At 55.4% G+C, this 24,865-nt stretch carries 23 protein-coding genes; 2 read left to right on the plus strand and 21 right to left on the minus strand.

The features are described from left to right. Positions 1 to 4 precede the first annotated feature (4 nt). The gene (locus EKD05_RS01835; protein WP_129670612.1) at positions 5 to 748 is read left to right on the plus strand and encodes a dihydroxyacetone kinase subunit L; all 744 of its coding nucleotides are present in this window, start codon (positions 5 to 7) and stop codon (positions 746 to 748) included. Between the two features lie 80 nt (positions 749 to 828). On the opposite strand, the gene EKD05_RS01840 is transcribed toward EKD05_RS01835, so the two are convergent. The 5 genes from EKD05_RS01840 to EKD05_RS01860 all read right to left on the minus strand — a co-directional run bounded on the left by EKD05_RS01840 (position 829) and on the right by EKD05_RS01860 (position 5,366). Next, complete coding sequence (locus EKD05_RS01840) at positions 829 to 2,328, minus strand: DUF2357 domain-containing protein (protein ID WP_129670613.1); 1,500 nt, start codon at positions 2,326 to 2,328, stop codon at positions 829 to 831. Between the two features lie 6 nt (positions 2,329 to 2,334). Then, the gene (locus EKD05_RS01845) at positions 2,335 to 2,577 is read right to left on the minus strand and encodes a FeoC-like transcriptional regulator (protein WP_097651582.1); all 243 of its coding nucleotides are present in this window, start codon (positions 2,575 to 2,577) and stop codon (positions 2,335 to 2,337) included. A gap of 202 nt (positions 2,578 to 2,779) precedes the next feature. Beyond that, positions 2,780 to 4,501, minus strand: a complete 1,722-nt coding sequence (feoB, locus tag EKD05_RS01850; RefSeq protein WP_129670614.1) for a ferrous iron transport protein B — start codon at positions 4,499 to 4,501, stop codon at positions 2,780 to 2,782. An 11-nt stretch (positions 4,502 to 4,512) separates the two neighbouring features. After that, positions 4,513 to 5,046 carry a FeoB small GTPase domain-containing protein gene (locus tag EKD05_RS01855; RefSeq protein ID WP_129670615.1) on the minus strand — a complete coding sequence of 178 codons (534 nt, stop codon included), beginning with the start codon at positions 5,044 to 5,046 and terminating at the stop codon, positions 4,513 to 4,515. Beyond that, positions 5,046 to 5,366 carry a ferrous iron transport protein A gene (locus EKD05_RS01860; RefSeq protein WP_370374866.1) on the minus strand — a complete coding sequence of 107 codons (321 nt, stop codon included), beginning with the start codon at positions 5,364 to 5,366 and terminating at the stop codon, positions 5,046 to 5,048. The genes EKD05_RS01855 and EKD05_RS01860 overlap by 1 nt, the downstream gene beginning before the upstream one ends. A gap of 294 nt (positions 5,367 to 5,660) precedes the next feature. Between EKD05_RS01860 and EKD05_RS01865 the strand changes: the two genes are divergently transcribed. Continuing rightward, entirely contained in the window at positions 5,661 to 6,389 is a 729-nt protein-coding gene (locus tag EKD05_RS01865) for a metal-dependent transcriptional regulator (RefSeq protein WP_129670617.1), read from the plus strand. Here EKD05_RS01865 and EKD05_RS01870 read toward each other — a convergent pair. The 16 genes from EKD05_RS01870 to EKD05_RS01945 form a co-directional block, all read right to left on the minus strand. Next, entirely contained in the window at positions 6,374 to 7,804 is a 1,431-nt protein-coding gene (locus tag EKD05_RS01870; protein WP_129670618.1) for a DUF2029 domain-containing protein, read from the minus strand. The genes EKD05_RS01865 and EKD05_RS01870 overlap by 16 nt on opposite strands. Further along, on the minus strand, positions 7,801 to 8,622 hold the full coding sequence (locus EKD05_RS01875) for a glycosyltransferase family 2 protein (RefSeq protein WP_129670619.1): 822 nt from the start codon (positions 8,620 to 8,622) through the stop codon (positions 7,801 to 7,803). The genes EKD05_RS01870 and EKD05_RS01875 overlap by 4 nt, the downstream gene beginning before the upstream one ends. Then, on the minus strand, positions 8,615 to 9,808 hold the full coding sequence (locus EKD05_RS01880) for a glycosyltransferase family 4 protein (protein ID WP_129670620.1): 1,194 nt from the start codon (positions 9,806 to 9,808) through the stop codon (positions 8,615 to 8,617). The genes EKD05_RS01875 and EKD05_RS01880 overlap by 8 nt, the downstream gene beginning before the upstream one ends. Positions 9,809 to 9,817: 9 nt before the next feature. Continuing rightward, on the minus strand, positions 9,818 to 10,639 hold the full coding sequence (locus EKD05_RS01885; protein WP_165360540.1) for a class I SAM-dependent methyltransferase: 822 nt from the start codon (positions 10,637 to 10,639) through the stop codon (positions 9,818 to 9,820). After that, positions 10,626 to 11,984 (minus strand): glycosyltransferase, encoded by a 1,359-nt coding sequence (locus tag EKD05_RS01890; RefSeq protein ID WP_129670622.1) that lies wholly within the window; start codon positions 11,982 to 11,984, stop codon positions 10,626 to 10,628. Before EKD05_RS01890 ends, EKD05_RS01885 begins: the two co-directional genes overlap by 14 nt. A gap of 11 nt (positions 11,985 to 11,995) precedes the next feature. Beyond that, positions 11,996 to 12,829 carry a glycosyltransferase gene (locus EKD05_RS01895; RefSeq protein ID WP_129670623.1) on the minus strand — a complete coding sequence of 278 codons (834 nt, stop codon included), beginning with the start codon at positions 12,827 to 12,829 and terminating at the stop codon, positions 11,996 to 11,998. Between the two features lie 86 nt (positions 12,830 to 12,915). Beyond that, positions 12,916 to 14,004, minus strand: a complete 1,089-nt coding sequence (gene wecB / locus EKD05_RS01900) for a non-hydrolyzing UDP-N-acetylglucosamine 2-epimerase (RefSeq protein WP_129670740.1) — start codon at positions 14,002 to 14,004, stop codon at positions 12,916 to 12,918. Positions 14,005 to 14,006: 2 nt separating this feature from the next. Continuing rightward, complete coding sequence (locus EKD05_RS01905; RefSeq protein WP_129670624.1) at positions 14,007 to 15,401, minus strand: flippase; 1,395 nt, start codon at positions 15,399 to 15,401, stop codon at positions 14,007 to 14,009. A 1-nt stretch (position 15,402) separates the two neighbouring features. Further along, positions 15,403 to 16,662 (minus strand): glycosyltransferase, encoded by a 1,260-nt coding sequence (locus tag EKD05_RS01910; protein WP_129670625.1) that lies wholly within the window; start codon positions 16,660 to 16,662, stop codon positions 15,403 to 15,405. Positions 16,663 to 16,668: 6 nt separating this feature from the next. Further along, the gene (locus EKD05_RS01915; RefSeq protein ID WP_129670626.1) at positions 16,669 to 17,343 is read right to left on the minus strand and encodes a bifunctional 2-polyprenyl-6-hydroxyphenol methylase/3-demethylubiquinol 3-O-methyltransferase UbiG; all 675 of its coding nucleotides are present in this window, start codon (positions 17,341 to 17,343) and stop codon (positions 16,669 to 16,671) included. 5 nt (positions 17,344 to 17,348) lie between these two features. Further along, the gene (locus EKD05_RS01920; protein WP_129670627.1) at positions 17,349 to 18,473 is read right to left on the minus strand and encodes a DegT/DnrJ/EryC1/StrS aminotransferase family protein; all 1,125 of its coding nucleotides are present in this window, start codon (positions 18,471 to 18,473) and stop codon (positions 17,349 to 17,351) included. 83 nt (positions 18,474 to 18,556) lie between these two features. Beyond that, on the minus strand, positions 18,557 to 19,165 hold the full coding sequence (locus tag EKD05_RS01925; RefSeq protein WP_129670628.1) for an acyltransferase: 609 nt from the start codon (positions 19,163 to 19,165) through the stop codon (positions 18,557 to 18,559). Between the two features lie 313 nt (positions 19,166 to 19,478). Then, positions 19,479 to 20,426: a Gfo/Idh/MocA family oxidoreductase gene (locus EKD05_RS01930; protein WP_129670629.1), complete on the minus strand. Its 948-nt coding sequence runs from the start codon at positions 20,424 to 20,426 to the stop codon at positions 19,479 to 19,481. Continuing rightward, the gene (asnB, locus tag EKD05_RS01935; protein WP_129670630.1) at positions 20,419 to 22,329 is read right to left on the minus strand and encodes an asparagine synthase (glutamine-hydrolyzing); all 1,911 of its coding nucleotides are present in this window, start codon (positions 22,327 to 22,329) and stop codon (positions 20,419 to 20,421) included. Before asnB ends, EKD05_RS01930 begins: the two co-directional genes overlap by 8 nt. A 22-nt stretch (positions 22,330 to 22,351) precedes the next feature. Continuing rightward, entirely contained in the window at positions 22,352 to 23,488 is a 1,137-nt protein-coding gene (locus tag EKD05_RS01940; RefSeq protein WP_129670631.1) for a glycosyltransferase family 4 protein, read from the minus strand. Further along, positions 23,466 to 24,632: a glycosyltransferase family 2 protein gene (locus tag EKD05_RS01945; protein WP_129670632.1), complete on the minus strand. Its 1,167-nt coding sequence runs from the start codon at positions 24,630 to 24,632 to the stop codon at positions 23,466 to 23,468. The genes EKD05_RS01940 and EKD05_RS01945 overlap by 23 nt, the downstream gene beginning before the upstream one ends. Positions 24,633 to 24,865: the final 233 nt, after the last annotated feature.

Below are 24,865 nucleotides of genomic sequence, written 5' to 3' on the forward strand. Positions count from 1 at the left end.
GCGCATGGCTGATGCAAAGAGTCTTGTCGCCCTGTTTGAGGCGATGACCGAGAATCTTGAGCGCGATCGCCCCGATCTCAACCAGCTTGATCGCGATGATGGCGATAGCGGCGACAATATGGTCAATAATTTTCGCCTCGTCACGGGTGCCTTGCAGCAACAGATGAATACTGGCGCTGGCAGTGACCTCGGATCCGCACTGGCTCAGGCGGCCCAGGTGTTGCGTGACAATGGCAAAGGGGCGACCGCTCCGATCTATGCCCAGGGCCTTGATCAGGCGGCGACGAATCTGGCGGGCCGCTCGGATTTTAGCCTCAGTGATCTGCAACCAATGCTTGAAGGTTTGCTTGGTGGTGCGCAGCAGTCGAGTGGTGCGGCACCTGGCCAGGGAACCCTGATTGATGTTTTATTGCCTGCGATCGGTGCTTTTAGTCAGGCCAAGAAGAATGGTGATGACGATCTTGCTGCCATTCTTACGGCGCTGCTCGAAGCACGTCGGGCAGCGAATCATACGGCGCAATCACCTCAGGGGCACGGGCGTGGTTCGGGCCGCAATACCCAGGGTGAGATTGATCCGGGTGCGGCTGGGGCAGCCTCGCTGCTCGAAGGTCTCTTTGGAGCCTTACTCAAAGGTGCCCTGAATCAGGGCGGTACTGCGGCAGGCTCTAACGGGCCTGCGGCACAGCCCGCAGCGAGTGGCAACCCGATTTTTGAGATGATTGGCAGCCTCTTTCGCCCGAAGGGGTGATTTTGCGGCTGCGCCGCCATCCCCAACCGCTTGCCGTGAACAAAGCCAGCGCAGCTGGCTTTGTTCACGGCAAGAGAGGCTCACCCTGCATCCGCAACCCACGCCCGTAGTGCATCATCATTTCCTGGCAAGAGCGGTAGGGCGGCGATGCCACTGGGATAGTGCTCCGCTTTGCCTCGACCTGGGTAGAGCAGGGCGACCCCTTCGACGAGGCGTACGCCGTCACGGTTGCCAATGCTCCCTAGATAGCTGTATCCGTCGGCTAAGGCGTCGGCGGGCACGCCGCCACTGGTATCAAGTCGATATTTGGCGTCGAGCAGGCTGATCCGGGGCGGGCCGTCAGGCGGGGTCACTTCAAGGGCAAGATCGGGGATGCGTGTGTGCCGGTCGAGTGAGCGCACGTTGGTACCGTCGGGCGGGTAGCGGGGATGATAGCGCAAGGTCAAGATGCTCCCATCCTCGTGTGCCAGCACAACGAGCGCCGTTCCTTCCGTCAACGTTAGCCCCTGCTCGCCGGCATCGTCGTTCCACAACTCTTGGCTGATCAGCGTATATTCGGGCCTTTCAAGCAAGGTGAGCGCGACGCGCACAGCGCACCATCGCTCGTAGAGGCGGGGTAACTGGCTGATGGGCAAGGTCAGGGTCGCGGTATCCCAGGTGATCAGTGGATGTCGCCGGAGCCATTGCCAGACCCGGGCGACCATGCGGTAGTCGGTGTCGCGCTGCATACGCGATGTGATTCCGCGATAGGCTTGCAGCGGCGGCACCTCGGCAAGCAGGGGCAGTGACCGCAGTTCGCGCAGGCGCTGCCGGGTTGCTTCCAGTTCTGGCGTCGGGGTGGTCAGGCTCGCCAGTTGTCCAAGGCGATGCAGCAGTACCTCGATGAGCCGTCGCAACAGACGCGCCTCATAGCTGTCGTAGCTCGCCTCGGTTGCCTCTTCTGGTATGCTGCTCAACGAAGCCGGCGACAGCTTTCCCGGGTCTGTCGCCGACGTTGCTGATGTCTTGATCAACTCGCCCCTGTGAAGCGCCGGTCGCTGCGCCGTGCCTGGCTCGACCGAGATAGTGCGGGTTCGTAGGCGATCAGGTGGGCGTTGGGCGAGGCGTTCAACTGCTGCGGCAAGGCGCGGGATTTCGTCGCGACAGAGGGCGTGTAGCATCGCGGCGGCGTTCGCGCTCGGTGAAGTTGGATCAGGTTGCACCCCGTGCCGTCCACCAGTGAGCGCAAAGACCAAGCGGGGGGCCACTGCTTGCAAATCCTCAAGGAGCAGTGCATAGTGTTCAGCGTCAAGTTTACGTGGCACAACCACGATCTGCGTACGCACCTCCTCGGTGCGACCATCAGGCCAGCATGCGCACACCAGTACCTCGTGCCCACCTGTACTGGCCGGAGCAAGCCAGCGCCAGCGCCAGGCCGGGTCACCAGGGCGCAAAAATGGCTCTAGAGGTACCCCGTCGAGGGTCAGGCTAAGCGAAGAAGCCCCGGATGGTGGCACCGCGTGCAACTCAACCGACGCCCCCTCAACGACGGAAGAGGGTTCACGATATAACTGTCCATTAAGCAACAGATCGATCGGCATACGGCTTCAGGTGAGGGTAATCGATCGTGGTCTACCACGGTCAAACGTGCAGCCTTGCGCACCGGGATTACAGTTTCCGCATCCTCCGGCACATGCAGCCAGGCGGCTATCTTTCAGCTTGCCTTTCCGTACCCAAAAATCGATCATTCCCTCGAGTACCCCCACATCAAGCTCAAGTTGGCGACTCAACTCATCGAGCGACACCGGGCCTTGCGTCTCTTCGAGAGCCTGCAAGACTTTTTGCAACATGTGATGCTTTGCTTTCTTTTTGTTACCTGGAGCCAACGGTTTGTTTTGCTGGAAAAAAGCCAGCAATGCTGGCTTTTTTCCAGCGAAGGAAGCCAGGTTTGCGGGTCAGCGGCTAGCGAGAGCCTCGCTTGTGCTGGCACAAACGGCTAGCGAAGCTGGCCGTTTGTGCCAGCACAAGCATCAGTTTGTAGGGCCGCAGGCCCTACAAAAAGAAACGCCCCCCCTGGAAGACGATCAGTGCTGCGAGCCAGGCGATGACAAACTGGCCGATAATGCTGACCCACATCCAGCGCGAGCCAAACTCTTGGCGAGCAGCCGCAACCGCGACCATACAGGGCGTATAGAGCAACACAAAGACCAGGAAGGCGAGGGCCGCCAGCGCCCCGTGCCCGCCGCTACTGGCGTCAAAACCCTGGCGAATCGCCCCTGTGAGGCCGTCTGGAGCTTGCTCGTCCTCTTCTGCGGCGAGATTGATCCCGATGATCGAGGGGATTGCTTTGAGGGCGTCGCTGGTGGCGCTGACAAAACTGCCGCCGATTGCCAACAGGTCTTCACCAAAGGTGGTTGCAACGGCCTCTTCTTCTTCTTCCCCAGGCACATTGTAGACCTGGATCATCGTGCTCACCACGACTTCTTTGGCAACAAAGCCGGTCAACAGTGCCCCGCTCGTCTCCCAACTGCCAAAGCCAAGGGGGGCAAAGACGGGCGTCACCACCCCTGAAACGGCTGCGAAGGCACTCTGGTCAACGTCAGTCTCAGCAAAACCGCCTTCGCCGCTGACCGGAAGTGCGAGCAGCAGCCAGATGAGCATGCTGGTACCCAGAATAATTGTCCAGGCATGCTGGAGAAAAGCCGCAGTTCGTTCCCACATCTGTTGCCAGATATTGCGCAAGGTTGGCAGGCGGTAAGGCGGCAATTCGATCACAAACGGTGTCGGTAGTTCATTGCCAAAAAGAGTATGCTTGAGCAGGATCCCCAGGCCGATCGCCACCAGGATGCCCGTCAGATAGAGCCCGAAGATGACCAGTCCCGCCATCGTTGGGAAAAAGATCGCCGCAACGAGGACATACACCGGTAGGCGGGCACTGCAACTCATAAAGGGCACCAACAAGCCTGTCAGGATGCGGTCACGTTCATTTTCGAGCGTACGGGTGGCGTAAATCGCAGGCACCGAACAACCAAAACCCACAATCATCGGCAAGAAACTCTTGCCATGCAGCCCGAGGCGATGCATCAAGCGATCCATCACAAAGGCTGAGCGGGCCATATAGCCTGAGTCCTCAAGGATCGCCAACGCAAAATAGAGGGAAAAGAGCACAGGAATAAAGACGAGCACCCCACCCACACCGGCGATAACGCCATCAATGAGCAGAGACTCGAGCCAACCTCCGCTGAGCCCAGTGATTGACAACAAGCTGATGATCCAGTGGCTGACTGGCCCGGTCAAAACTGCATCAATCCAGTCAACAAAGGGTGCGGCAACATCAGTGGTCAGCTTGAAGACGACCCACATAAGCCCAAGAAAGATCGGAATGCCCAACCAGCGATTGGTGACAATGCGATCAACGCGGTCGGACATGGTCAGAGAGGGTGTCTTGGGGCGGGTCAGGGCCTGTGCGGCAAGATCGTGGACAAAGCGATAGCGCTGGTCAACCATGGCAACATCAAGATCTTCGCCATAGTGTGTTTCCAGGCGCATCCGACTCGCTGCGAGCGCTTCGCTTGCCACTGATCCCCCAAGGCGTTCAACCTCGGCCTGCAGCAACGCATCACCTTCAAGCAACTGGATCGCCAGCCAGCGCATCGGATAGCGCGCAACAAGGTCTGGGCAATGCCCGAGATCCTCACTCAACCTGGTCAGTTCAGCTTCAATCGGTGACGCATAGGTCATCCGCAGTGACGGCGTGAGCCCAATACTCGTCATTGCCTCGCCTCCTATGCACATACCGAGCTACCAACCATCGCCTCACGAGGGGTGCGTGCGAGGGTTGCCAGCAGTCTCTTTAGTTCACTTAAGCCTTGTCCGCGACTGGCGGCCATCGTAATGACTGGAATCCCGAGCCGTGTACTGAGCACTTCGGGATGGATCTGGAGGCCACGTGCCGTTGCCACATCGGTCATATTGAGGACAAGGATCATAGGAGCCCCGGTTTCAAGGATCTGGGCAGAGAGATAGAGATTGCGCTCAAGATTTGCCGCATCGAGCACATTGACCACTGCATCGGGCCGTCCACAGACAATGAAATTGCGGGCGATTTCTTCCTCAGGCGAATGCGCTGAAAGGCTGTAGGTTCCTGGTAGATCGATGATCGTCAGGTGCTTTCCCTCAATTATCAGCTTGCCCTCTTGTTTGGCGACCGTCTTGCCCGGCCAGTTCCCTACATGCTGATGCTTCCCCGTCAGGGCATTAAAGAGGGTACTCTTGCCCACATTGGGATTGCCGGCAAGGGCAATGGTTAGATCAGCCATTACTGCTTCCTCTCCAGGAACGTTACCAGTACCTTATGAGCCAAGCCACGCCCAAGAGCTAAGCGTGTATCCCCAATTCCGATGACCATTCCGCCGCCATGGGCGGTAATGATCGTCAGTTCTGTGCCAGGAATCAAACCAAGTTCTGCCAACCGATGAGCGCTACGCATCCCACCACTGAACCGAACGATACGGACATACGCACCGACCTCGACAAGCGAGAGTGGTAGCGTTGTTTCATCTGCGATGTGCATTGCTAGCCTTTGCCCTGGGCCTCTCTCTTGATGACACTGGTCGTTCCCGGAGGGTATAGTATGCATGGGACTCTTTCATTCTCCGATCTTTGGGTGTGCCTGTACACTAGAGGTATATCACTTTGGGTAAGGCTGAACAAGTAGTGGCAACACAACTGCCAGGAGAGAAAAAATCACTATCTACCCTCCAGAAAGTACGGTATACTACTTTTGTCTCACTTGATAGTATAGGTTGACCTTATTTTTCTTCTTCTGATGGAAGATGCCAGTAAAAGTGGCATCTTCCATCAGAAGAAGAGTGGATGTTGAAAGCCTTGCTGCCGAGATGTCGTATGGTATGCTCCAGGGTGGGAGTCGATAATGAGTGAAAGTATTGAGATGTACCTGGTGATGACGGCGCTGCTCCGCAGTGAGCCGCAACAGCCAGTACCAGTATCGTTATTGGCGAATAAACTCGGTGTCTCGCAGGTCTCGGCCAACGAGATGTGTCACAAGCTCGATGAGCGCGGCCTTCTTGCTTATCAGCCCTACAAAGGGGTGACCTTGACCGAACATGGCGAGACGCAGGCCCAGCAGATCCTTTCGCGTCGCCGTCTCTGGGTCATGTTTCTGGTCGAAAATCTGGGCATTGAACCGGAAGAGGCCGATGACCTCGCCTGTCAGCTTGAACATATTACGTCGGAACGGCTGGTGACAGCGCTCAAGGCGTTTCTCGAGCACGCACCTGGGTCGAGGCAGCGTGCGTTCGAGGCAGTGCCGACCCAGGAACTTGCCCATTGCACAGCGGGAACCCGTGGCATCGTGGCATCGGTCGCCACCGAGCCGATGGTGGCTGCATTTTTGCGTGCCCAGGGTGTCGTGCCTGGTACGATGGCCGAGGTGCTCGCGATCAGCGCCGAAGGTGCTGTGCTTGTCGGGCTTGGCGAACACCACGTTGCCCTTGCCCCTTCGATGGCAACGCAGATTATGCTCGCCCCGCCTTCAACTGATCAGAGCTCGCGTCATCGTGCCTGGGCGCGTTGCAGCGCCTACTGGTCGTGTCCACACAGCGACACATGTGATTGTGTCCGCGACTACCAGGTGCAGTGATAGATCTGGAGCGGGGTGGCAAACCGTGGATCGGGGAGGGCGGCGACTTCTTTACATGCTTCGGCCAGCGCCGGATCATACGTGATCAGTGGAAAAGCCGTTTCGTGGTTGACGACGTACGCTGGCCGGTAGTGCGCAAGGGCAGCGAGCGCCGCTTCGCGGTAGCCGCCTCCAGCGCGAAAGATCGCGTTCACTTCGGGCTGGATTAGGCCGGCGAAATCAATCATGTGGCGCTGGCTATAGTAGCCGATGACCCCGATTTCGAGGGTGCCAACACGGGCGTCGGGCTCGGTATTGGCTGCCAGCCACTCGCCCGCAGCGCGGTACGCGGGGATACGGAGATCCGGGTTGCGCGTCGCAAGGGTGACGATGCTGCCATAGCCAGCCAGGGCGAGCACGATCAAACCTGTTGCCACGCTCAGCCCTGCTCTTCGTCCTCCGATACGCTCCCCAAGCTCAGCCAGCAACTGGATGCCCAGCGCCCCCAAGATGGTCAAGCCGGTCATCACCGGGCCAAAGTACCAGAAATAGTCGGTTACACCCAGCAGACTATAGGCCAGCGCGTGCGCCAATGACCATCCCGCCACCAGGGCCAACGGGCCGCGTTTCCAGAGTGCCTGGACCCCACCGATGATGATCAGCACCGCAAAAGGCCGCCACGGCATCCAGTTCCAGAGGTTGCCCAGGCGCAGCACGAGCCCTGCCAGATAGTTGCGCCCACCTGGAATATCGGCCTGGCTCTGTTTGGCCCCCAGCGTCACCGGCAAAGGCGAGCCAAAATACCACCAGGCAGCCGCCACAAAAGGCAGGGCTGTTAGCGTCACGGCTACCCCAAAGTTCAACGCCGGACGCAGCCCATTGCGCTTGAGCAAGAGCAGACCGACCATCACCACAGCCAACCCCGCATCGGCGCGGGTCAGCGTGGCCGCCGCGAGCAGCACCCCGGCGAGCCATGGCCGTTCGCGCCAGGCCGCCTCGAAGCCCCAGAGCACCAGGGCCAGAAAGAGCATCGTTTCAGCACCGAGCGTATTGATCAGCAGGGGCGTCAACGGAAAGAGCAGCGCTGCCGCTGCACCGGCGACGGGCATCTCACCCATCCGGCCCATCCGCCAGAGCGCCACCGAACCTGCGCCGAGACTCAGCGTGCCGATCAGATTGCTCACGAGGGGCAGATCTGCCTCGATCGCTGCAAACGGCACTAGTAGCAACGCATAGAGCGGTGCCGTCGTACTGAGCACCCGTTCACCAGGATTATAGACAAACCCATTGCCGTGCGCGAGATTGACCGCGTAGCGATAGGTAATGAAAGGATCATCGAAGCCGGCATCACGGAAGACCACAAAAAGCACCGCAGCGCTCAGGATCGCCCAGGCGAGGATCAACCGATCAGCGAAGCCAGACTTCACGGTGCTCATAGCAACGCTTTCAGGCGCTGATAGATCAGCAAACCGATCACCAGCCACAGCCGGAACGAAGGCGGATAATGCCGTCCATAAAAAGAGCGCAGACTCGCATAATACGCGGCTTGCGCAGCCGGATTCTGTTGCAAACTCTGCCCACCGAGATGGGTAATCGCAACGGTAGGCACATAACAGATCTTCCAGCCATGATGCCTGATGCGCCGACAGAGATCAACATCCTCAAAATACATAAAAAACGCCTCATCGAAACCCTTGACTATGGCAAGGGCTTCGCGCCGGAGCATCAAACACGTTCCGGCGACCCACGCCACCTCAAGCACCTGTGCAACCCCCCAGTCATGGAGCGAGCGGTTGAAGAGCAAGCGCCACAGACCGCGACGCAGCAGATAGGCAGGCGTCGGATCATCACCAAACGCAAACGCCTGCGGCTGACCTGTAGCTGTCAACAGACGCGGACTGCAAGCCCCCACCGCTGGATGCGCATCCATAAAATGCAGCAACCCCTCGATCGCCCCGGGCGGCACGAGCGTATCAGTATTCAGCAACAGCAGATAGCGCCCCTGGGCAAGCGCGAGTGCCTGATTATTCGCACGAGCAAACCCCACATTCTGCACATTCTGGATCAGCGTCACCTGGGGGAAATCAGCGGCTACCATCGCCGCGCTCCCATCGGAGGAAGCATTATCAACGACGATAAGCTCAGCCTGAGCCTGTTGCAGATAGGGCGCAAGCGTAGTCAAAAGCGCGTGCAGCAGGGCGTGGGTATTCCAGTTGATGATAATGATGGAGAGATCAGGCATTGCATCAGGCACGATCGCAGACCTTCTGGTAGATCGCTTCTAACGCCGCAATTGTTGAGGGCCAATGATGCTGACGAAGTACACATGCTCGACCTGCGCGGGCTAAGTGCATCCACAGCGTATCATCTTGGAGCAACCGGACTACCGCATGACCAAAGGCAGTGGCATCATCAGCAAGAAGCACTTCCTGCTCGTCGCGTACAGCAAGGCCTTCCACCCCGATGCGGGTCGTAACGATAGGACATCCGGCCGCCAGTGCATCAATTGCCTTCTTGATAATACCACCCCCAACAAAAAGAGGGACGATAGCGAGCCGCGATGAAGCATAAAAGTCCTCGATCCGTTCAACTGCACCAGTCACAACAACCCCAGGATCTTTCGCCAGGCTTCTAATGGTATCCGGTGGATCGGCACCGACCACCACTAAACGGGCCGCTGGCACCTGCTGGCGCACATACGGAAAGACCTGGTGATAAAACCATAAAACAGCACTCACATTGAATGGTCGTTGCATATGGCCAACAAACACAATATCTTTGGATTCATGCAACTGGAGCGGCAATTGCAGAAGAGTCTCATCGACACCGGGCAGCAAGACACTTGCTTGCACCTGGCGTATATGGTTCATCAGATAGTCATGATCTTTCTGCGACAGGGTAATGATATGGTCGATCTGCGGATAGATTTTTTTCTCGTAGCGCTTGGCATCCTTGGCATACCAAGACAACCAGAGCTTACGCACAAAATCTTTCTCATTGGCCCAGTCCCGTTCAAGCGTCGTCGATAATACATCAATTGCACATAACACCGTTGCACTTTTTTGCTTGAGCAAGCCTACGTACTGGCCCAATTCACTCCAATTGAGCTGCACAACATCAAAGGTTTCCTGCGCCACCAGGTTCTGCAAGACCGCTGCCAGCTTCGGATGCCAGCCTGGAAAGGTTGCCGGAGCAAGCAGGTGGCGTGGCAGATACTGCACCGCATGGCGCCAGTGCGGATCGGTAGGGATGGTAACAACGCGGCTACAGATTGCTTTCATTGGTGCAAGATGGCGCGCTTCTTCCTCAGTAACGAGTGACAGTAGCGTCACCGCATGACCATGTTCGGCCAGCCCCTGGATCATGCGAAATGTATAAACGCCACCTGCATGGGCCACACTCGGATAGGGAAAATAGGGTGTAACAAAAAGAATCTTCACAGCAATGAGCTATTTTCTACCTACAATAATGATCTGACTTCCGATTGATGTGTAATGCAGCAAGCGAGCATACAACGCTCGCAAAGTACTTCCCAGCATAGGCATCTGTGTCATTGCTACGGCTATGCGATGCCCCCGATGCTGGGGTTGTCCGCGCATAATTGGCTTGACGGCAAGCTTGCGCAGACCAGCCTGCCGCAGCGCCCGCACATACTCAGACTCGAGATAGCTATGTTCATTCACCCCGAATGGGACGGCGGGATGACGTTGACGAAATTGTTCATCGCTACTCCACCATGGGCGACGATGATCGCCGTAGGCGTAAAAAATTCCGCCTGGTTTCAGCACACGGATCAAATTTTTCGTTAATTTTTGCAGATCAAAGGCATGATGCAATGCCTCACGACAATACACAATATCGAAACGATCAGCTTGTACGGCTATATATTCGCCATCAGCAACAATAGGCTGGATCTGCTGGCGATAGGACTGAAAAATAGCTGCACTTCGCATCATCCCAAGACCAGCATCCTGACTTGCATTGATGTCAATAGCTACGACCTTGCACCCGGCCTGCGCAAAGGCAAATGAAGCAAGCCCTCGTCCTGCGCCATAATCGAGTACCATCATCCCAGGCTCTGGTTTAAGCATCGCGATCGTCGTGTCCCATTCCTGGCTTTGGCCAAATTGCTCTACGGCGAGATCGATGTCTTCATAGAGAAAATTATCAGCAATGATCTCTTCGCCATTCGGCAAACTGCGCAAGGCAGCCAGCACATCCCCGTAACCTCTTACCTCATCCTGTTTAATTTTGGTTTCATCCGGTACCATTACTTCTATTTCCTTTTGCTTCACACGCCGCATTCAGGACCTCGGCAAGCTTGCCCGTGAGTTGTTTGCGGTCGTAGTGTGGATATACCCCCAATGCTCCTGCATGAGGCGGCTCTTGCTGAAACTGCTCGAACAACAGCATAATTGCCTGACGGATTGCCTCGACATCATCAGGATTCACCACGATCCCTGCACTCTCTTGCCGAATCAGTTGTGCGGCTTCACCCTCAGGTGGGACAAGCGCGAGCATCTTTTTGCCACATCCCAGATATTCAAAGAGCTTATTGCCATGCGAAAGCTCAATCCCTGGCACATCAGAGGGGTATTTCAAAAGAGCCACATCAGCCTGAAGGATTTCGCGTAAGGCTTCGTGATGCGTAACAGGTGGACGGAGCACAAGAAATTCATGGTCTTGCATCGCAGCAAGTTGGTGCTGTATCTCTGGTGGCACATGCCCGATAAATCTGAATTGCATGGCATGCGCAAGATCTGTATTGTGGTAAATTGCTTGCAAGGCCGTGATCAAGGGGTCTTCTTTTGATGAAGCATACCAGGTTCCCACATGCGTAACCGTGAATCTTGCATGCGGTTTGCGATCAGATTCAAGCTGAAGCTTGCTCAAGTCGTAGCCATTGGTAAGCGTTACGATCTTTGCTTCTTCAAGGTCTGGATGCTGATGCAACGTGAGCTGGCGAATACCCTCAGTCACAACAAGGACGCGATCAGCCTGTCGCATACACCGACGTTCTTGTTGTACGGCGGTCTGGTAGCCTGATGTTGCTTTCGTAAAGCGGTTTTCGCTCCACAAATCGCGTAGATCCATCACCCATGGTAGCTCGGGATAGCGCTTTTTGAGCATGTACCCTAATAACTGGGTTCGATGTGGTGGTGATGTCGTTAAAATGGCATCAACCGTGCCAGATTCGATGAGTGAACACGCCTGCTGATAGGCAAAAAACATCCATGAGCGCACATTGATCTCGGCTTGCACTACTTTTTGCATAATGCTTTTGAGCGAAGAAGGTGCTCGTTGCGTTGTGATCGCAGCCTGAACGGAACGAGCGCTGGCGGTGGGTTGCGCCATCCTCAGCTTGCGCAGCGCGGTAAAGACCCCAAAGCGCTGCAGTGTGGCAAAGAGATCATAAGTACGATAGATCGCTTGACCGTGTGGCAGATCCATGAACAGATCGCGATCATACTGTGAGACAAATGAGGTTGTCACAATAAGCGGCTTCCACCCATAGATTGGTAGATATGTGCAGAACTTGGCGATCCTGATTGTTCCCGACCCAGCCTGAGGAGGATAATAGTAGGTCAGCACGAGCACTTTTCGTACGTTTCGCATAGGAGGGTATCTCAGGATTGACCTCGAGTTGGGTGCGAGGCGACACGATCACGTACTTCCCTGGCAATAGCCCGAACAAAGCGATACGTTCGACTGAACACATTCGTGATCGGCATCCAGCGCTCGTTCGCCTGGCGTTCGTAGAGTGCAGGATCGGGCAGCACAAAATCATCGCGTAGCCGGGTCAGCGAAGCGCGGGGCCAGATCGCTAACGCATTGCCCATGTTCCGTTGATGCACAAGTTGCAGCCACATCGGGTCAGTGCGGAGGTTCTTGATTGGCCCGATCTCGCTGAGAAATGTATGATTGTGGCACAACACTGTGCGCGGGTTGTCCGCACGCTCAATCAGGCTGATAAACGAATTAGAGGTGTAGTTGCGTAGAAAGAGCCGACGGCCCTGCAAATCGAGGGTATAGCCATCAGCAAAATTGACAAACTCAAACGGTTGAAACGCAAATTGCCCCTGCAATTGTTCAACAAAACGTTTTGACAGAGCATCATCATTGTCAAGCCGGGTGGTAATCAAGTAGGGGGTTTGCACGTAGTTTTGGATCACGTCCAGCAGATTTTCGAGCGTGAAGTGTTGCATGTAGATGGGCTGAAAGTTTGGCCATGTGGCATACGTTGCAATCTTTGCCCGAAATGGTTCAGGGGTTCCAGCATCAAAGAGCACCAACCAGCGAAAATGCTGGCATGTCTGTGCCTCAAGCGAAGGCAGACAGAAGCGCTCAAAGAGCTCGAAACGATGCGTCAACCATGCCTCATCGGGAGGTTCTTGAATCCACTGCCCAATGCGCACATTGAAACGGGTCAGAATTAAGTGATCAAACAATGCTTCGGGCATACAACTGCTTTTTCAACTAAGGCAAGGTTTCAGGCTACTCTACCGTTCGGAGGCGTGAAGCGCGTCCTGATCTGCTCGGCTATTTCCTATTTTCTAGCTGCTACATCCTTCTCTAAGACAGTTATGCTTTGCAGCGCTGCTTGGCCATCACCAAACACTGATGGTGGCGCGGATGACGGCCATATGTGCTCCCGCAACGTCGTGGCAATGCGCTCCTTGCTGGCTCCCACCACCACATTCCACCCCGCCTCGACCGTCTCAACCCACTCTGTCTCTGGGCGCAGTGTAATACACGGCACGGCAAAGAAGTAAGCTTCCTTTTGCATCCCACCCGAATCGGTCAGGATCATCCGGGCGTTCTGCTCCAGCATCAACATATCCAGGTACCCCACCGGCTCAATGAGGCGCACATGGGGCGCGTCTTTGAGCATCGCCATCACGCCGGCGTCGGCTAGTCGCGCCCGTGTACGGGGATGCACCGGAAAAATCACGGTTTCACCGCATGCGACAAAGGCCGATATGATAGAGCGTAGATGCTCTGGGTTATCCGTGTTGTAGGGCCGATGCGCGGTCGCCAGCAGATACTGTTTGGGCGTCAGGCCAAGCGTCTCCAGGATGCGCGAGCGTTGGCGGGCAAGCTCGCCGAACTGCAAGACAGCGTCATACATCGTATCACCAACCAGATGAACCCCCTGGGTGATCCCTTCCCGCGCCAGATTATCCACGGCGGTCTGGGTGGGGCAGAAGAGCAGATCAGCGCAGTGGTCGGTCAGCACACGATTATGTTCTTCGGGCATCTCGCGGTTGAAGGAGCGCAACCCAGCCTCGACATGGGCGACGGGCACGTGCAATTTGACCGCAGCCAGGGCACCAGCCAGGGTCGAATTGGTGTCACCATAGATCAGCACCCAATCTGGTCGCTGCTCAAGGATCACCTCTTCCAAGCGCATCAGCATCGCGCCAGTCTGCTTGCCGTGCCCACCCGAACCAACCCCCAGGTTGACATCTGGTTGTGGAATGCCGAGTTCATCAAAGAAGATCTGCGACATCGCGTGGTCGTAGTGCTGACCGGTATGCACCAGATACTCGTGATGGCCGGCCTCACGCAGGGCCTTGCTGACCGGCGCGGCCTTGATGAATTGGGGGCGAGCGCCGAGGACGGTGAGGATGTGCATAATCATGGATTCACTGATTTCAGTCCGGCGATTTTAGCTAAGACAAGGTGTAATTGATGAACAATCTGGGCATCATATGCATTGAAAAGGAAAACTTCATACCAAGAATTTTTACTCACCTGTGCATACATCGAGACTTGAGTAACACAAGCGACAAGATATGCAATAGTCGTCGCAAGGGCGGCCCCTGTGATGCCCATGCGTGGTATCAAAACAATGTTTCCTATGATATTAATCACCACAACGATAGCCATATTGTACATATTTAATTCAGGGCGTCCACGTGATGCGAGGTCATTCGCTAAGATTCGCACGAGACTCCAACTTACAACGCCAGGTAGTAAAAAGAGAAGCGGTTTGAGCGTTTCTCTATAGGCTGGGCCAAATAAGATCATAATCAAAAATGGGGCGATAATGGCAAGAGCAATGGCTCCTGCGGTTGTGAAGATGAGCGTCCAACGCGCAATTAAGGGGGTTAGTTGCTTGCGAATCTCGTCATCATGATGCAGTTCTGCCAGGCGTGGGAGGAGGACAGTGCTGATCGACTGTGAAAGAAACCATAACTTTTCACTGAGCGATATTGCAATCACATAAATACCCGCCGTAGCTGGATTTAGGATTAAATTAACCATGAAAAGATCTGCGCGATAATTGATAAAAGTCAAAACCCCACTTCCGTGGGCTTTTATTCCATATCGTGCGGCTTGGATGGTATATTGTTTATGATTGATGGCTTGTTCTGTCTTCAGCAGTTCATTTACATCGGATTTCAGATGATGGCGAACTAACAAGTAATGGATGATCACGTTGACAACCTGAACAAGAACGAGAGCAGCAATAACGGAGGTAATCCCTCCCCCGATGACAAAGAGTAATGATACGACGCCAAACATCATGGCAGGTAAGGAAATGGTTGCGAGATTATAACGACGAAAATCTTGGACTGCTTGCAACAAACTGCCAAGATAAAATTGTAGTAGTCCTGATGGGAAGGAGAGGAGAGCTAACCAGAGAAGCAGGGTTGGCATGCCAGGAAAGAGCATATCACCATAGAATATGATTGATGCACCCCCAATAAACATACCAATACATGTAAGACCTATCCATATAGAGAGACTGGCTTTGAAAGCAGTATGCAGTCTTACGACTTGACCGCCTACATAATACACATTTGCTGCCCCAATGCCTAACTCTAACATGGTCAAGAGAAATGTTGGGAGGAGCAGGGCAATGGCATATTGCCCATTGCCTTCAGGGCCAAGTACCCGGGCTATAATGACAACGGTTCCAAGACCAAACAGAAAGCCAAGCAATTGACGCCCAAGAGTATGTCCAATATTTGTCGCTATTTTGCTCAGACCCAGTTGACGTGGTGGCTTGTCGTCCTTGGAACCCATGTTATTCTTTCCCCGCCACAGGTGTCATATCATCAATAACCTGTTGCACGAAGGAGGTGTAATTGCTCTCGGCGTTGAAGTGTTTGATGATCCATTGCCTTGCTGCCTGACGTGTCTGGTTATCTTTATAGTGATCATAGGCACACAGGGCGCAGGCTATTTCTTCTATCGAGGGCTGCGCTGATAATAACCATCCATGTTCCGGTCGTACAAGTTCTGGGATACCACCTACAGCCGGTGCAATGCTTGGAATGCCGTGCGCCATTGCTTCCATAATCGAAACAGGTATACCTTCAGACTCACTTGTATTGATCAGCACATCAATAGAATGTGTTTTGAGGTAGCGTAAGACTTCTTGATTTTTAAGATGACCCATAAATGTAAACTTAACTTTGCTGAGTTTTCCAAGTATCTTTTGGGCATACACGCTCAGTTCATCTTGAAGATCCCCGCCCCCAAGATGGATCCAATCTATTTCTACTTCTTGTCCGATCTGCGCTGATGCAAGCGCAAGCGCATCAATGATGCGATCAATTCGTTTGATAGGTGTGCAAAAGGCAATAGATGCAACCTCTATCTTGCCATCTGGTGATTGTGGTGTTACGTCCTGAGCGATGTTGACACCAAGCCGTGCAATGGCAAGGCGATCGTGAGGGATGGCATATTCTTTGTTTAGATAAGCATAACTTGCTTGTGAAATGGCAAAAATCTTATCAACTTTATCTCCGAATTGTCTTTTAAGAGGCATATAATGTTCTTTTTGACGCTCTTGATACACATCTGAACTATGTGCTCGTGTAATGACTTTGTGCAATAGATTTTTCTGTTTTAACAATGCAGATCCATACGTTGCAATGTCAAACCAGTAGCTATAACAAACGACGGACTCGGCTTCTGTTTTTTTGCGCTTATACTTTAAGCTTGTATATATGCGTAGAACTGTTGCGGTCATGCGCCAGGCAAGCAAGATACTATGGAGTGAGCAAGCTCTGTTTTGTTGTAACCAGATAACTTCACGCAGGAAAATTACTGAAAACAGTGCTTGAACAAGCGAAAAGATTTTTCTTATGACGTTGCTATTCGCTATGCATAGATCTACTGAGATGTCAGACGGGATCGGGCGCATCTTCTCCTTGGCAAGTATCGGAAGACAAGTGACTTTAACCCCATCTAATTGATGCCAATATGTAATTTCTGTCTCTAAGAATTGTTCGCCGGATCCATAAGGAAATGAACTCGTCAGAATCCAGATTTCTTTCATAGGTCGTTAAGCTTGTTTCGTTGCGATGATGAGCAGGCCATCCTGAAGTAAAGGATATTTTTTGAGGAGCAGGTTGCGGTATAATCTGAATTTTGATGGGTAATCGGTGAATTCGATCGCTTCGATCTGGTATTTTGCTTCTGTCACCACTTTTGCTAAGGTAAAAGGCGAAAACCAGTACCGATGATCGGTGTTGATAAGTTCTGCTTTGTATTGCTTTCGGTTTATTCTTCGATATGCGTTCGGCGTGGTAATGACCAGTCTGTCAAAGGTGTATCGTTTGAGATCTGTCAAGAAGAGATTGACATTTGGCACATGTTCAATGACATCGGCAGCAATGAGCAGGTCATAGTTTGCTTCTGGTGCCATTGAGGGATGGTAAATATTTGAAAACCCCAGCTTTTGCATCACTTCTATGCTTTCAGGATTTATGTCTATGCCTACCAGTTTGCTGCTGGTATGCTGTAATAACTCATGTAAGTACTTGCCCTTCTTGATTTTACTCTGAATTAAACCAGTGTGATCAGCGCACCCGATGTGAAGAACTGCTTTGTTTTGGGCAAGCTCCACTAGACGCTCGTTGCGTGAGACGATGCGCTGCTGCCTGGGTATCGTGAGCGACCATCCGTTTGAAAAATGCTCTCCACGAAGGTACGTGTATGCTTCTTCAGAAATCAACATGATTTTTAGATCCAGGTTTGAATAGTATCGACAATCCTGGCTTGCTGATCTTGCCCCAACTCTGGATACACCGGGATCGCCAGCGTCTCTTCTGCGGCGTCTTCGCTTGCCGGGAAACTGCCTACTTCGTAGCCAAGGCTGGCAAAACATTCTTGCAGGTGGATCGGTACCGGGTAGTAGATTTCACACCCGATCTGGTGTGCCTTTAGGTGGGCCATGAGGTCGTCGCGCCGCTCGCTCCGGATGACGAATTGGTTGTAGATGTGCCGCCCGTAGCCAGCATCTTGAGGCAATCCGATGTTTGCTCCAGCCGCGCTGAAGAGTTGATGGTAGCGTTCGGCGTTCTGCTGCCGCGCTGCCGTCCACTGGTCGAGATACGCGAGCTTGACCCGTAGGACGGCCGCTTGCAGCGCGTCGAGCCGGAAGTTGCCGCCGATGAGCCGGTGGTAGTATTTTGGGTGCGCACCATGGCCGCGTAGCAGTCTGATCCGTTCGGCAAGTTTGGGGTCATTCGTGGTGACCATGCCCCCGTCTCCAAAGCCGCCTAGGTTTTTCGAGGGGAAGAAGCTGAAACAACCCATGTGTCCAATCGATCCGGCCCGCCGACTTTTGTATTCCGCCCCGATTGCCTGTGCCGCATCTTCAATGACATACAGCCCGTGATACTCTGCGAGGCCCATGATCGGCTCCATGTCGGCCATCTGACCAAAGAGATGCACTGGCATGATCGCTCTGGTGCGCGGGGTGATCGCCGCCTCGATGCCGGCCGGGTCGATGTTGTAGGTCAGCGGATCAATGTCAACAAAGACCGGTTGCCCACCAAGACGCGCAATCGAACCAGCTGTTGCAAAGAAGGTGTACGGCGTGGTGATGACTTCGTCACCCGGCTGCAGGTCGATCGCCATCAGGGCAACTAGCAGTGCGTCGGTTCCCGAGGAGACGCCAATGCCATAGGCACACTGGCTGTACGCAGCTATTTCTTGCTCGAAGGCCTCAACTTCTGGCCCCAGGATGAACTGTTGACTCTCAATGATCCGCTCGATCGCAGCCGCGATCTCTTCACGCAGCGTTGCATACTGGGCCTTTAGGTCGAGCAGTGGGATTGGCTCTGGATTTGATCCTGTTGTCATGGGCTTGTTCCTGGTTTCTCAGCCGCAGGCGGCGGGTGGGGCGTGGGTGGACACCTGACTGTGATGCGCACACGCCTGGTTCTTTATCCCGTCAGGGCCTGGTCTTCGGGCCAGTCGAGGCAGCGCACGAGGCCTGGTTGCTCTTCACGATAACGCCAGCCGCTTATCTGGCACGTCATGATACCATTCTCGCCGGGCAGTGGCAAGCGTTGCCCATGGCGACTCATCCAGCCCCGTTGTTTGCCAGGGACGCCGACGATCAGGGCGTAGTCGGGGACGTTGCCACGTATGACCGCTCCTGCACCTATGAAGGCGTAGCGCCCGATGGTGGCCCCGCAGACGATGGTGGCGTTGGCCCCGATGGTCGCCCCGCGTCGGACGAGCGTTGGCTGGTACTCGCTCTGGCGGTTGATCTGTGAACGTGGGTTGACCACGTTGGTAAAGACGCACGATGGCCCGCAAAAGACGTCGTCTTCTAGTTCGACGCCGGTGTAGAGGCTGACGTTGTTCTGGATTTTGACGTTGTTACCAATCCGTACGTGTGAGGCAACCATGACATTTTGCCCCAGGGTGCAATGTGTGCCAATGCGTGCGTGGGGCATGATGTGGCAGAAATGCCAGATTTTTGTGCCTTCCCCTATCGTGCAAGGTTGATCAAGATAGGCACTTTCGTGGGCGAAATATGGGGTCATTTTTTCTTCTGGAGCCAGTGGCCCCAGCATACGTAGTCTGGAACAAAGGTTTGCTGATACTTCGCGCCCCTGCCCTGGGTACGCGGACGTCCCGCCCGCTTGTGCTCCCGAAGCGGGCGAGACGCCGCATACCCAGGAATGCCACAAACCGTAGGCTCCAGACTACTCATTAGGGCGTAACCTGCGTTTTCTGATCCACAGCCGACCACGAATGGGGCCACGAAGAAACGAATACCGCACCGCCCCTATTCGTTTCTTCGTGATCAGTATTCGTGGTCGGCGGCGCTACCGGAAAACTTCATTCACACACTACTTAGCATAACGACGGATGCCGCATCAAGGGTTCGTCGGCGACGATGGGGGCGTTACGCAGTTGATGCACCAGTTCAATCGATGGTCGTACTTCGTCAATGCCAAAGCCCCCGCCGGCCAGGATGTCTTCGTAGACACGGGTATGTAGATCGGTAAAACCTGCGGTGAATTCAACCTCTTGTTCGTCAATGGTGATCGAGCGATACGTGGTTTTGGTGCCAGCCTGGGCTGCAAAAGGCAGGTCGTGATGATCAACCGAGAGAAACCAGCGGACGCGGGCGCGTTCGAGTTCGAGGATGCCGCCCATCCGCTGCGGATCGCTGTGATGAACCCGCTGCTCGAGCACGTCGCCAAAGAGCCAGATCAGCAGGTCAAAGAAGTGGATGCCAATGTTGGTGGCGATGCCTCCTGATTTTTCGCTGATCCCTTTCCACGAAATGTGGTACCAGAAGCCGCGTGCGGTAATGTAGGTGAGTACCACCTCATGACGGTGGCCCCTCGGCGCTTGCTGTAGCTGTTCCCGCAAGGCGATGAGCCGTGGATGCAGGCGCAGTTGCAGGATCGTGTAGATCCGTTTGCCGCTCTCTTGCTCGAGTTCTTGCAGCGGGTCGAGGTTCCACGGGTTGATCACCAACGGTTTTTCGCAGATGGCGTCGGCCCCAATGCGTAGCGCCGCCCGACAGTGCGCGTCGTGCAGGTAGTTTGGTGCGCAGATGCTGAGATAGTGAACCCGTTGCTCTGCCGGGCCGCGCCGCAGTTTTTCGAGATGACGATCAAAACGCTCAAATTCAGTAAAGAATCTGACATCAAAAGCATATTGATCAAGAATGCCAACCGCATCATTCGGGTCGATCGCCGCCACCAGGCGGTTGCCCGTCTCTTTGATGGCCTTGAGGTGACGTGGGGCAATGTACCCCGCCACGCCGGTCATGGCGAAATTTTTAGGCATGGACACCTCCCTTCATCCGTTGTTCGGCCCAGAGCCCGAACATTAAGAGGGCCCAGAGCTTTTTGCCGTGGTTGGCCCGCCTTGCGCAGTGGTCTTCAAAGAGGGTCTGGACGGCCGCCGGTTGAAACCATTCGTCAAGTGCTGGATTGCCAAGCAGCCGTTCGCGGGCCCAGGTGCGGAGGTCGTTGCGTAGCCAGTGACTGATTGGCACGCCAAAACCCTGTTTGCCCCGGGCGACAATGGCCGGTGGTAGTGTAGCGCCAAAAGCCGCTTTGAGCAACCATTTGGTGGTGCCGCCACGGATTTTGTAGCGCCGCGGAAGTTGGGCCGTCCAGGTGACCCAGTCCACATCGAGAAAGGGTGCGCGTGCTTCGATCGAGTGCGCCATCGTCATGCGGTCAGTTTTGGGGAGAAGGTCGCCCGCGAGATAGGTGGCATGATCCGCGGCCAGGGTGCGGTCCAGTTGGCTGCGTGCCTGCGCTGCATCATACGCTGCGGCCAGCCACGTCGCGCTGTCGTGTGCCCCTGGCTCTTCGCGCCACCGTTCGTGGTACAAGGCCAGCTTTTCGGCATGGGTGAAGTATGAGCCCCAGCGTACCAACGAGGCTTTGTGAGTGACAGAAGCGAAATGACCCAGACGCTTCAAGCCTGTGATTGGGTTGCGATCTTCGGGGAGCCACGAGGGTTCTGGGATCATTGCGGCCATCCCAGGTATTGCCTGCTGGGTAATCCAGTTTGGAAGGGCGGCATAGGGCCGCAACCACTCGTCAAGCAGGTAGCGTCGGTACCCGGCAAGGGTCTCATCACCCCCATCGCCACTCAGGGCGACCGTGACATGCTGCCTGGTCTGACGGGCCAACTCGTAGAGTGGCAAGGCCGCCGGGTCAGCAAAAGGCTCGTCGGCGGCAGCGGCGACGCCTTCAATCACGCGCACGAGATCCTCGGGCCGAAAGATAAATTCGTAGTGCTGGGTGCCGTACCGTTCGGCCAGTTGGCGCGCATAGCCGACCTCGGAAAAGTGGCGTTCGACAAAGCCAATCGAGAAGGTGCGCACTGGCTCGCGGGTGCGTTCGGCCATCAGCGCGACAATGATCGATGAGTCGATTCCGCCACTGAGGAACGCCCCGAGCGGTACTTCGCTAATCAACTGACGCTCGACCGCCGCCGTCAACAAGGTCCGGGCTTGCTCAATCGCTTCGGCATCGCTTAGTTGCTCTTTTGGCTCAAACTGAAGTTGCCACCAGCGCTCGATACGCGGCGGTGCGCCAGCTTCCACCACCAGTTTGTGTGCCGCCGGCAACTGCATGATCCCCGCGTAGATGGTCAGGGGGTCAGGGGTATACTGCAAACTCAGATAGTGGTGCAGTGCCAGGGGTTCAATCTGCCGTTCCACCCAGGGCGCCGCCAGCACCGCCTTGGCCTCAGAACCCCAGACGAGACCGTGGTCGCTGTCGTGCCAGTAGAGCGGCTTTTCACCCATACGGTCACGCGCAAGCAGCAACCGGCGCCGTCGCCCATCCCAGAGTGCAAGCGCAAACATGCCCTTGAGTCGCAGCAGCATCGCGTCGCCCCACTCTTCATAGGCATGCACGATCACCTCGGTATCGCTGTCGCTCGCAAAATGATGCCCACAGGCGCGCAATGTTTCGCGTAACCCCTGAAAATTGTAGATCTCGCCGTTAAAGACCAGCGCAATCGTGCCATCCTCATTGAAGACCGGCTGCTGACCACCGCTCACATCAATGATCGCCAGGCGTCGCATTGCCATGCCCAGTGCCCCTTGCACCAGGAAACCAGCGCTATCAGGGCCACGATGGATCAGCGTCGCATTGAGTCGCTCGAGCAACGCAGGCTCGACACGGCGTTCAGGATCACGATAGAGCACGCCGCAAATTCCACACATTCGCTTCTCCGCCTTATGAGAGTCACAGTCCTCGCTCAAAGATCGCCAGATAGCGTTCCGCCGCATGTTCCCAGGTAAAAGCGCGGGCACGCATCCGGGCGGCGTCCCCCATCTGGCGGGCCAGGGTGCGGTCGTTCGCAAAACCGCGCAGGTACTCAGTCAGGGCCTCAAGATCTGCCCAGGCGAACCGGAAACCCGAAACGCCGTCGGCAATCAATTCGTCAGTCCCACTTGTCTTGGTTACCACGGCGGGCAAGCCAGCCGCCATCGACTCAAGCGTCGCAACGCTCATCCCCTCGTTGAATGAAGCAAGCACAAAAACATGGGCAGCAGCATAGCGCCCAGGGATCGCTTCACGCGGCACATAACCAGCAAATTGCACGCGCTGACTCACCCCGGCCTGATGAGCCTGTGCGCGCAAGGAGGCCTCGGCATCGCCGGTACCAACGAGTTCCAGGACAACATCGTACCCTTCGGCGACCAGGCGGCGCACCGCTTCAATGAGATGGTGCTGACCTTTCCGCTCAATAAGCCGCGCTACGCTCAGCAGGCGCAGCGGGCCATCATCGTGGATCGGGGCCTGGGGAAACTGGGTCAGATCAACTCCATTCGGGATCAGATCAATCGTCAGCCCTGGTGCAACCGCCAGCATCATTTCGGCCTCGCCCTGACATTTTGCCACCAGATGCGACGCCCCATACCAGATCGCCTTGATCACCGGCGTCAACACCGGATAGAGTGGCCCATACCGTCGTTCAAAACCAGGAATATCGGGGCCACAGACCCGCACAAGGTACGGCAAACCCGAGAGACGACGCAGGGCTAGCGCAACCCCCCCGGCAGGCACGGCACTCCACGCAAAGACCGCATCATAGGGATGCGTGCGCTGCAAACGCAACGCCATCGGCAGCGCACGCGCCGCATACGTCAGCAACTCGCGGTTACTGGAATGGTGCAAATTCCGGTTCCTCACCGGAACCTTATAGATCCGCACCTGCTCAGCAAACTGCTCATACTCAACCGCCCGCCCGAGCGCCGACGTCACCAGATCAATCCGCACACCTGGCACATCCGCCATGCGCGCCAGAATCGCCCGGTTCACCGTTCCCGTCCCCCCACCCAGCGGAGGGAACTCGTTATTGAGCATGAGAATATGCATAGTTTCGATATACTTGTCTGACAACGTACAAAGGCCGATGCTTCACTTCTTCAAAGATACGCCCGACGTATTCGCCAATAACCCCGATGGTGATGAGTTGGATGCCGGCAAAGAAGAAGACGGCGACGACAAGGGTTGCAAAGCCGGGTGGTGAGAGGCCAATGGTGAGGCGCTGGATGACGTAACCGATGGCGATGAGGATGGAGAGCAGTGAGACGATGAGGCCGGCGACTGAGATCATGCGCAATGGAATGTAGCTGAATGAGACGAGGCCATCGAGGGCGAGGTAGATCAGTTTGCTGATCGTATATTTGGGCTTGCCGGCATAACGAGCGTGCCGTTCATAGGCGAGTCCGGTTTGCCGAAAGCCAACCCAGCTCCGGATGCCGCGGACAAACCGGTTGCGTTCGGGCATCCCGTTGAGAATGTCAACGACCCGGCGATCCATCACGCAGAAATCACCCGCATCAAGGGGGATGTCAATTTGGGCAATGCGCTTCAGGATACGGTAAAAACTCAGGTACGCGAATTGTTTGAGCATACTCTCTTTGCGCTGCTCACGGATCGCGTAGACAACTTCGTAGCCTTCGCGCCATTTGGCGATAAACGCCGGCAGTATTTCGGGAGGATCTTGCAGATCAGCGTCCATAATGGCGACCGCCTGCCCATGACTATAATCCATCCCGGCACTGATGGCGACCTGATGCCCAAAGTTACGCGCCAGATCAACGACTAAAACACGTGCATCTTGACGGGCCAGATCTTGCAACAGCGTGAGTGTCTGGTCGTGGCTGCCATCGTTGACAAAGATGATCTCGTAGCTCAGGCCGAGCGGGTCAAGGGCGGCGATGATCCGCTGATAGAGCGTCGGCAGATTCTGTGCTTCATTGAAGGCCGGGATCACCAGCGAGAGTTCAACGGTTGGCGGTCGCCGCGGGGGCAATTGAGGGGCAAGAATGCTTGTTTGCGCCAGCCCTATGCTCGAGTTGTTGGCCCCGGTCAACGCCGCCAGGGTGCGGCAAAAGTGGAGGGCTGCTTCGGGATCATCAGTCGGAATAGGTGCAAAGGCGAGGGGGGCTTCCGGGCCTGGGGAGATTGGTCTACTCGTGGCAGTCTCGTTGACCGTTGATTCACTGCTCGCCATATCCCATCTCCTTGCAAGTCTGTCTTTTCTTTCGTTGCCTCATTCTATTATACGTATCTGGAAGAACCAGGGGTGTACCAGAAGAACCGGGGCTTTGCTCCATGCTTCCAGCGAGAAGGTCGGGTGTCACCCCCATGTCCACTCACGGAACGGTCTGGCTAACCGAGCCGATCCGCTGGATGCCCGCTTTCGCGGGCATGACATAGTGCGCGTGTAGATTGGGCGTGTAGCGC

Origin of the sequence: Candidatus Chloroploca sp. Khr17, assembly GCF_004138165.1 — a bacterium.
In the GTDB taxonomy this organism is placed as follows: domain Bacteria; phylum Chloroflexota; class Chloroflexia; order Chloroflexales; family Chloroflexaceae; genus Chloroploca.

Coding starts and splice junctions, on each gene's coding strand:
- EKD05_RS01925 (WP_129670628.1), bottom strand. CDS start 19,165: ATGACCCCATATTTCGCCCACGAAAGTGCCTATCTTGATCAACCTTGC.
- EKD05_RS01940 (WP_129670631.1), bottom strand. CDS start 23,488: ATGCATATTCTCATGCTCAATAACGAGTTCCCTCCGCTGGGTGGGGGG.
- EKD05_RS01895 (WP_129670623.1), bottom strand. CDS start 12,829: ATGCCCGAAGCATTGTTTGATCACTTAATTCTGACCCGTTTCAATGTG.
- EKD05_RS01860 (WP_370374866.1), bottom strand. CDS start 5,366: ATGCATACTATACCCTCCGGGAACGACCAGTGTCATCAAGAGAGAGGC.
- EKD05_RS01910 (WP_129670625.1), bottom strand. CDS start 16,662: ATGAAAGAAATCTGGATTCTGACGAGTTCATTTCCTTATGGATCCGGC.
- feoB (WP_129670614.1), bottom strand. CDS start 4,501: ATGACGAGTATTGGGCTCACGCCGTCACTGCGGATGACCTATGCGTCA.
- EKD05_RS01890 (WP_129670622.1), bottom strand. CDS start 11,984: ATGCGAAACGTACGAAAAGTGCTCGTGCTGACCTACTATTATCCTCCT.
- EKD05_RS01920 (WP_129670627.1), bottom strand. CDS start 18,473: ATGACAACAGGATCAAATCCAGAGCCAATCCCACTGCTCGACCTAAAG.
- EKD05_RS01885 (WP_165360540.1), bottom strand. CDS start 10,639: ATGGTACCGGATGAAACCAAAATTAAACAGGATGAGGTAAGAGGTTAC.
- EKD05_RS01870 (WP_129670618.1), bottom strand. CDS start 7,804: ATGAGCACCGTGAAGTCTGGCTTCGCTGATCGGTTGATCCTCGCCTGG.
- EKD05_RS01930 (WP_129670629.1), bottom strand. CDS start 20,426: ATGCCTAAAAATTTCGCCATGACCGGCGTGGCGGGGTACATTGCCCCA.
- EKD05_RS01915 (WP_129670626.1), bottom strand. CDS start 17,343: ATGTTGATTTCTGAAGAAGCATACACGTACCTTCGTGGAGAGCATTTT.
- EKD05_RS01905 (WP_129670624.1), bottom strand. CDS start 15,401: ATGGGTTCCAAGGACGACAAGCCACCACGTCAACTGGGTCTGAGCAAA.
- EKD05_RS01845 (WP_097651582.1), bottom strand. CDS start 2,577: ATGTTGCAAAAAGTCTTGCAGGCTCTCGAAGAGACGCAAGGCCCGGTG.
- EKD05_RS01945 (WP_129670632.1), bottom strand. CDS start 24,632: ATGGCGAGCAGTGAATCAACGGTCAACGAGACTGCCACGAGTAGACCA.
- EKD05_RS01855 (WP_129670615.1), bottom strand. CDS start 5,046: ATGGCTGATCTAACCATTGCCCTTGCCGGCAATCCCAATGTGGGCAAG.
- EKD05_RS01835 (WP_129670612.1), top strand. CDS start 5: ATGGCTGATGCAAAGAGTCTTGTCGCCCTGTTTGAGGCGATGACCGAG.
- asnB (WP_129670630.1), bottom strand. CDS start 22,329: ATGTGTGGAATTTGCGGCGTGCTCTATCGTGATCCTGAACGCCGTGTC.
- wecB (WP_129670740.1), bottom strand. CDS start 14,004: ATGCACATCCTCACCGTCCTCGGCGCTCGCCCCCAATTCATCAAGGCC.
- EKD05_RS01840 (WP_129670613.1), bottom strand. CDS start 2,328: ATGCCGATCGATCTGTTGCTTAATGGACAGTTATATCGTGAACCCTCT.
- EKD05_RS01865 (WP_129670617.1), top strand. CDS start 5,661: ATGAGTGAAAGTATTGAGATGTACCTGGTGATGACGGCGCTGCTCCGC.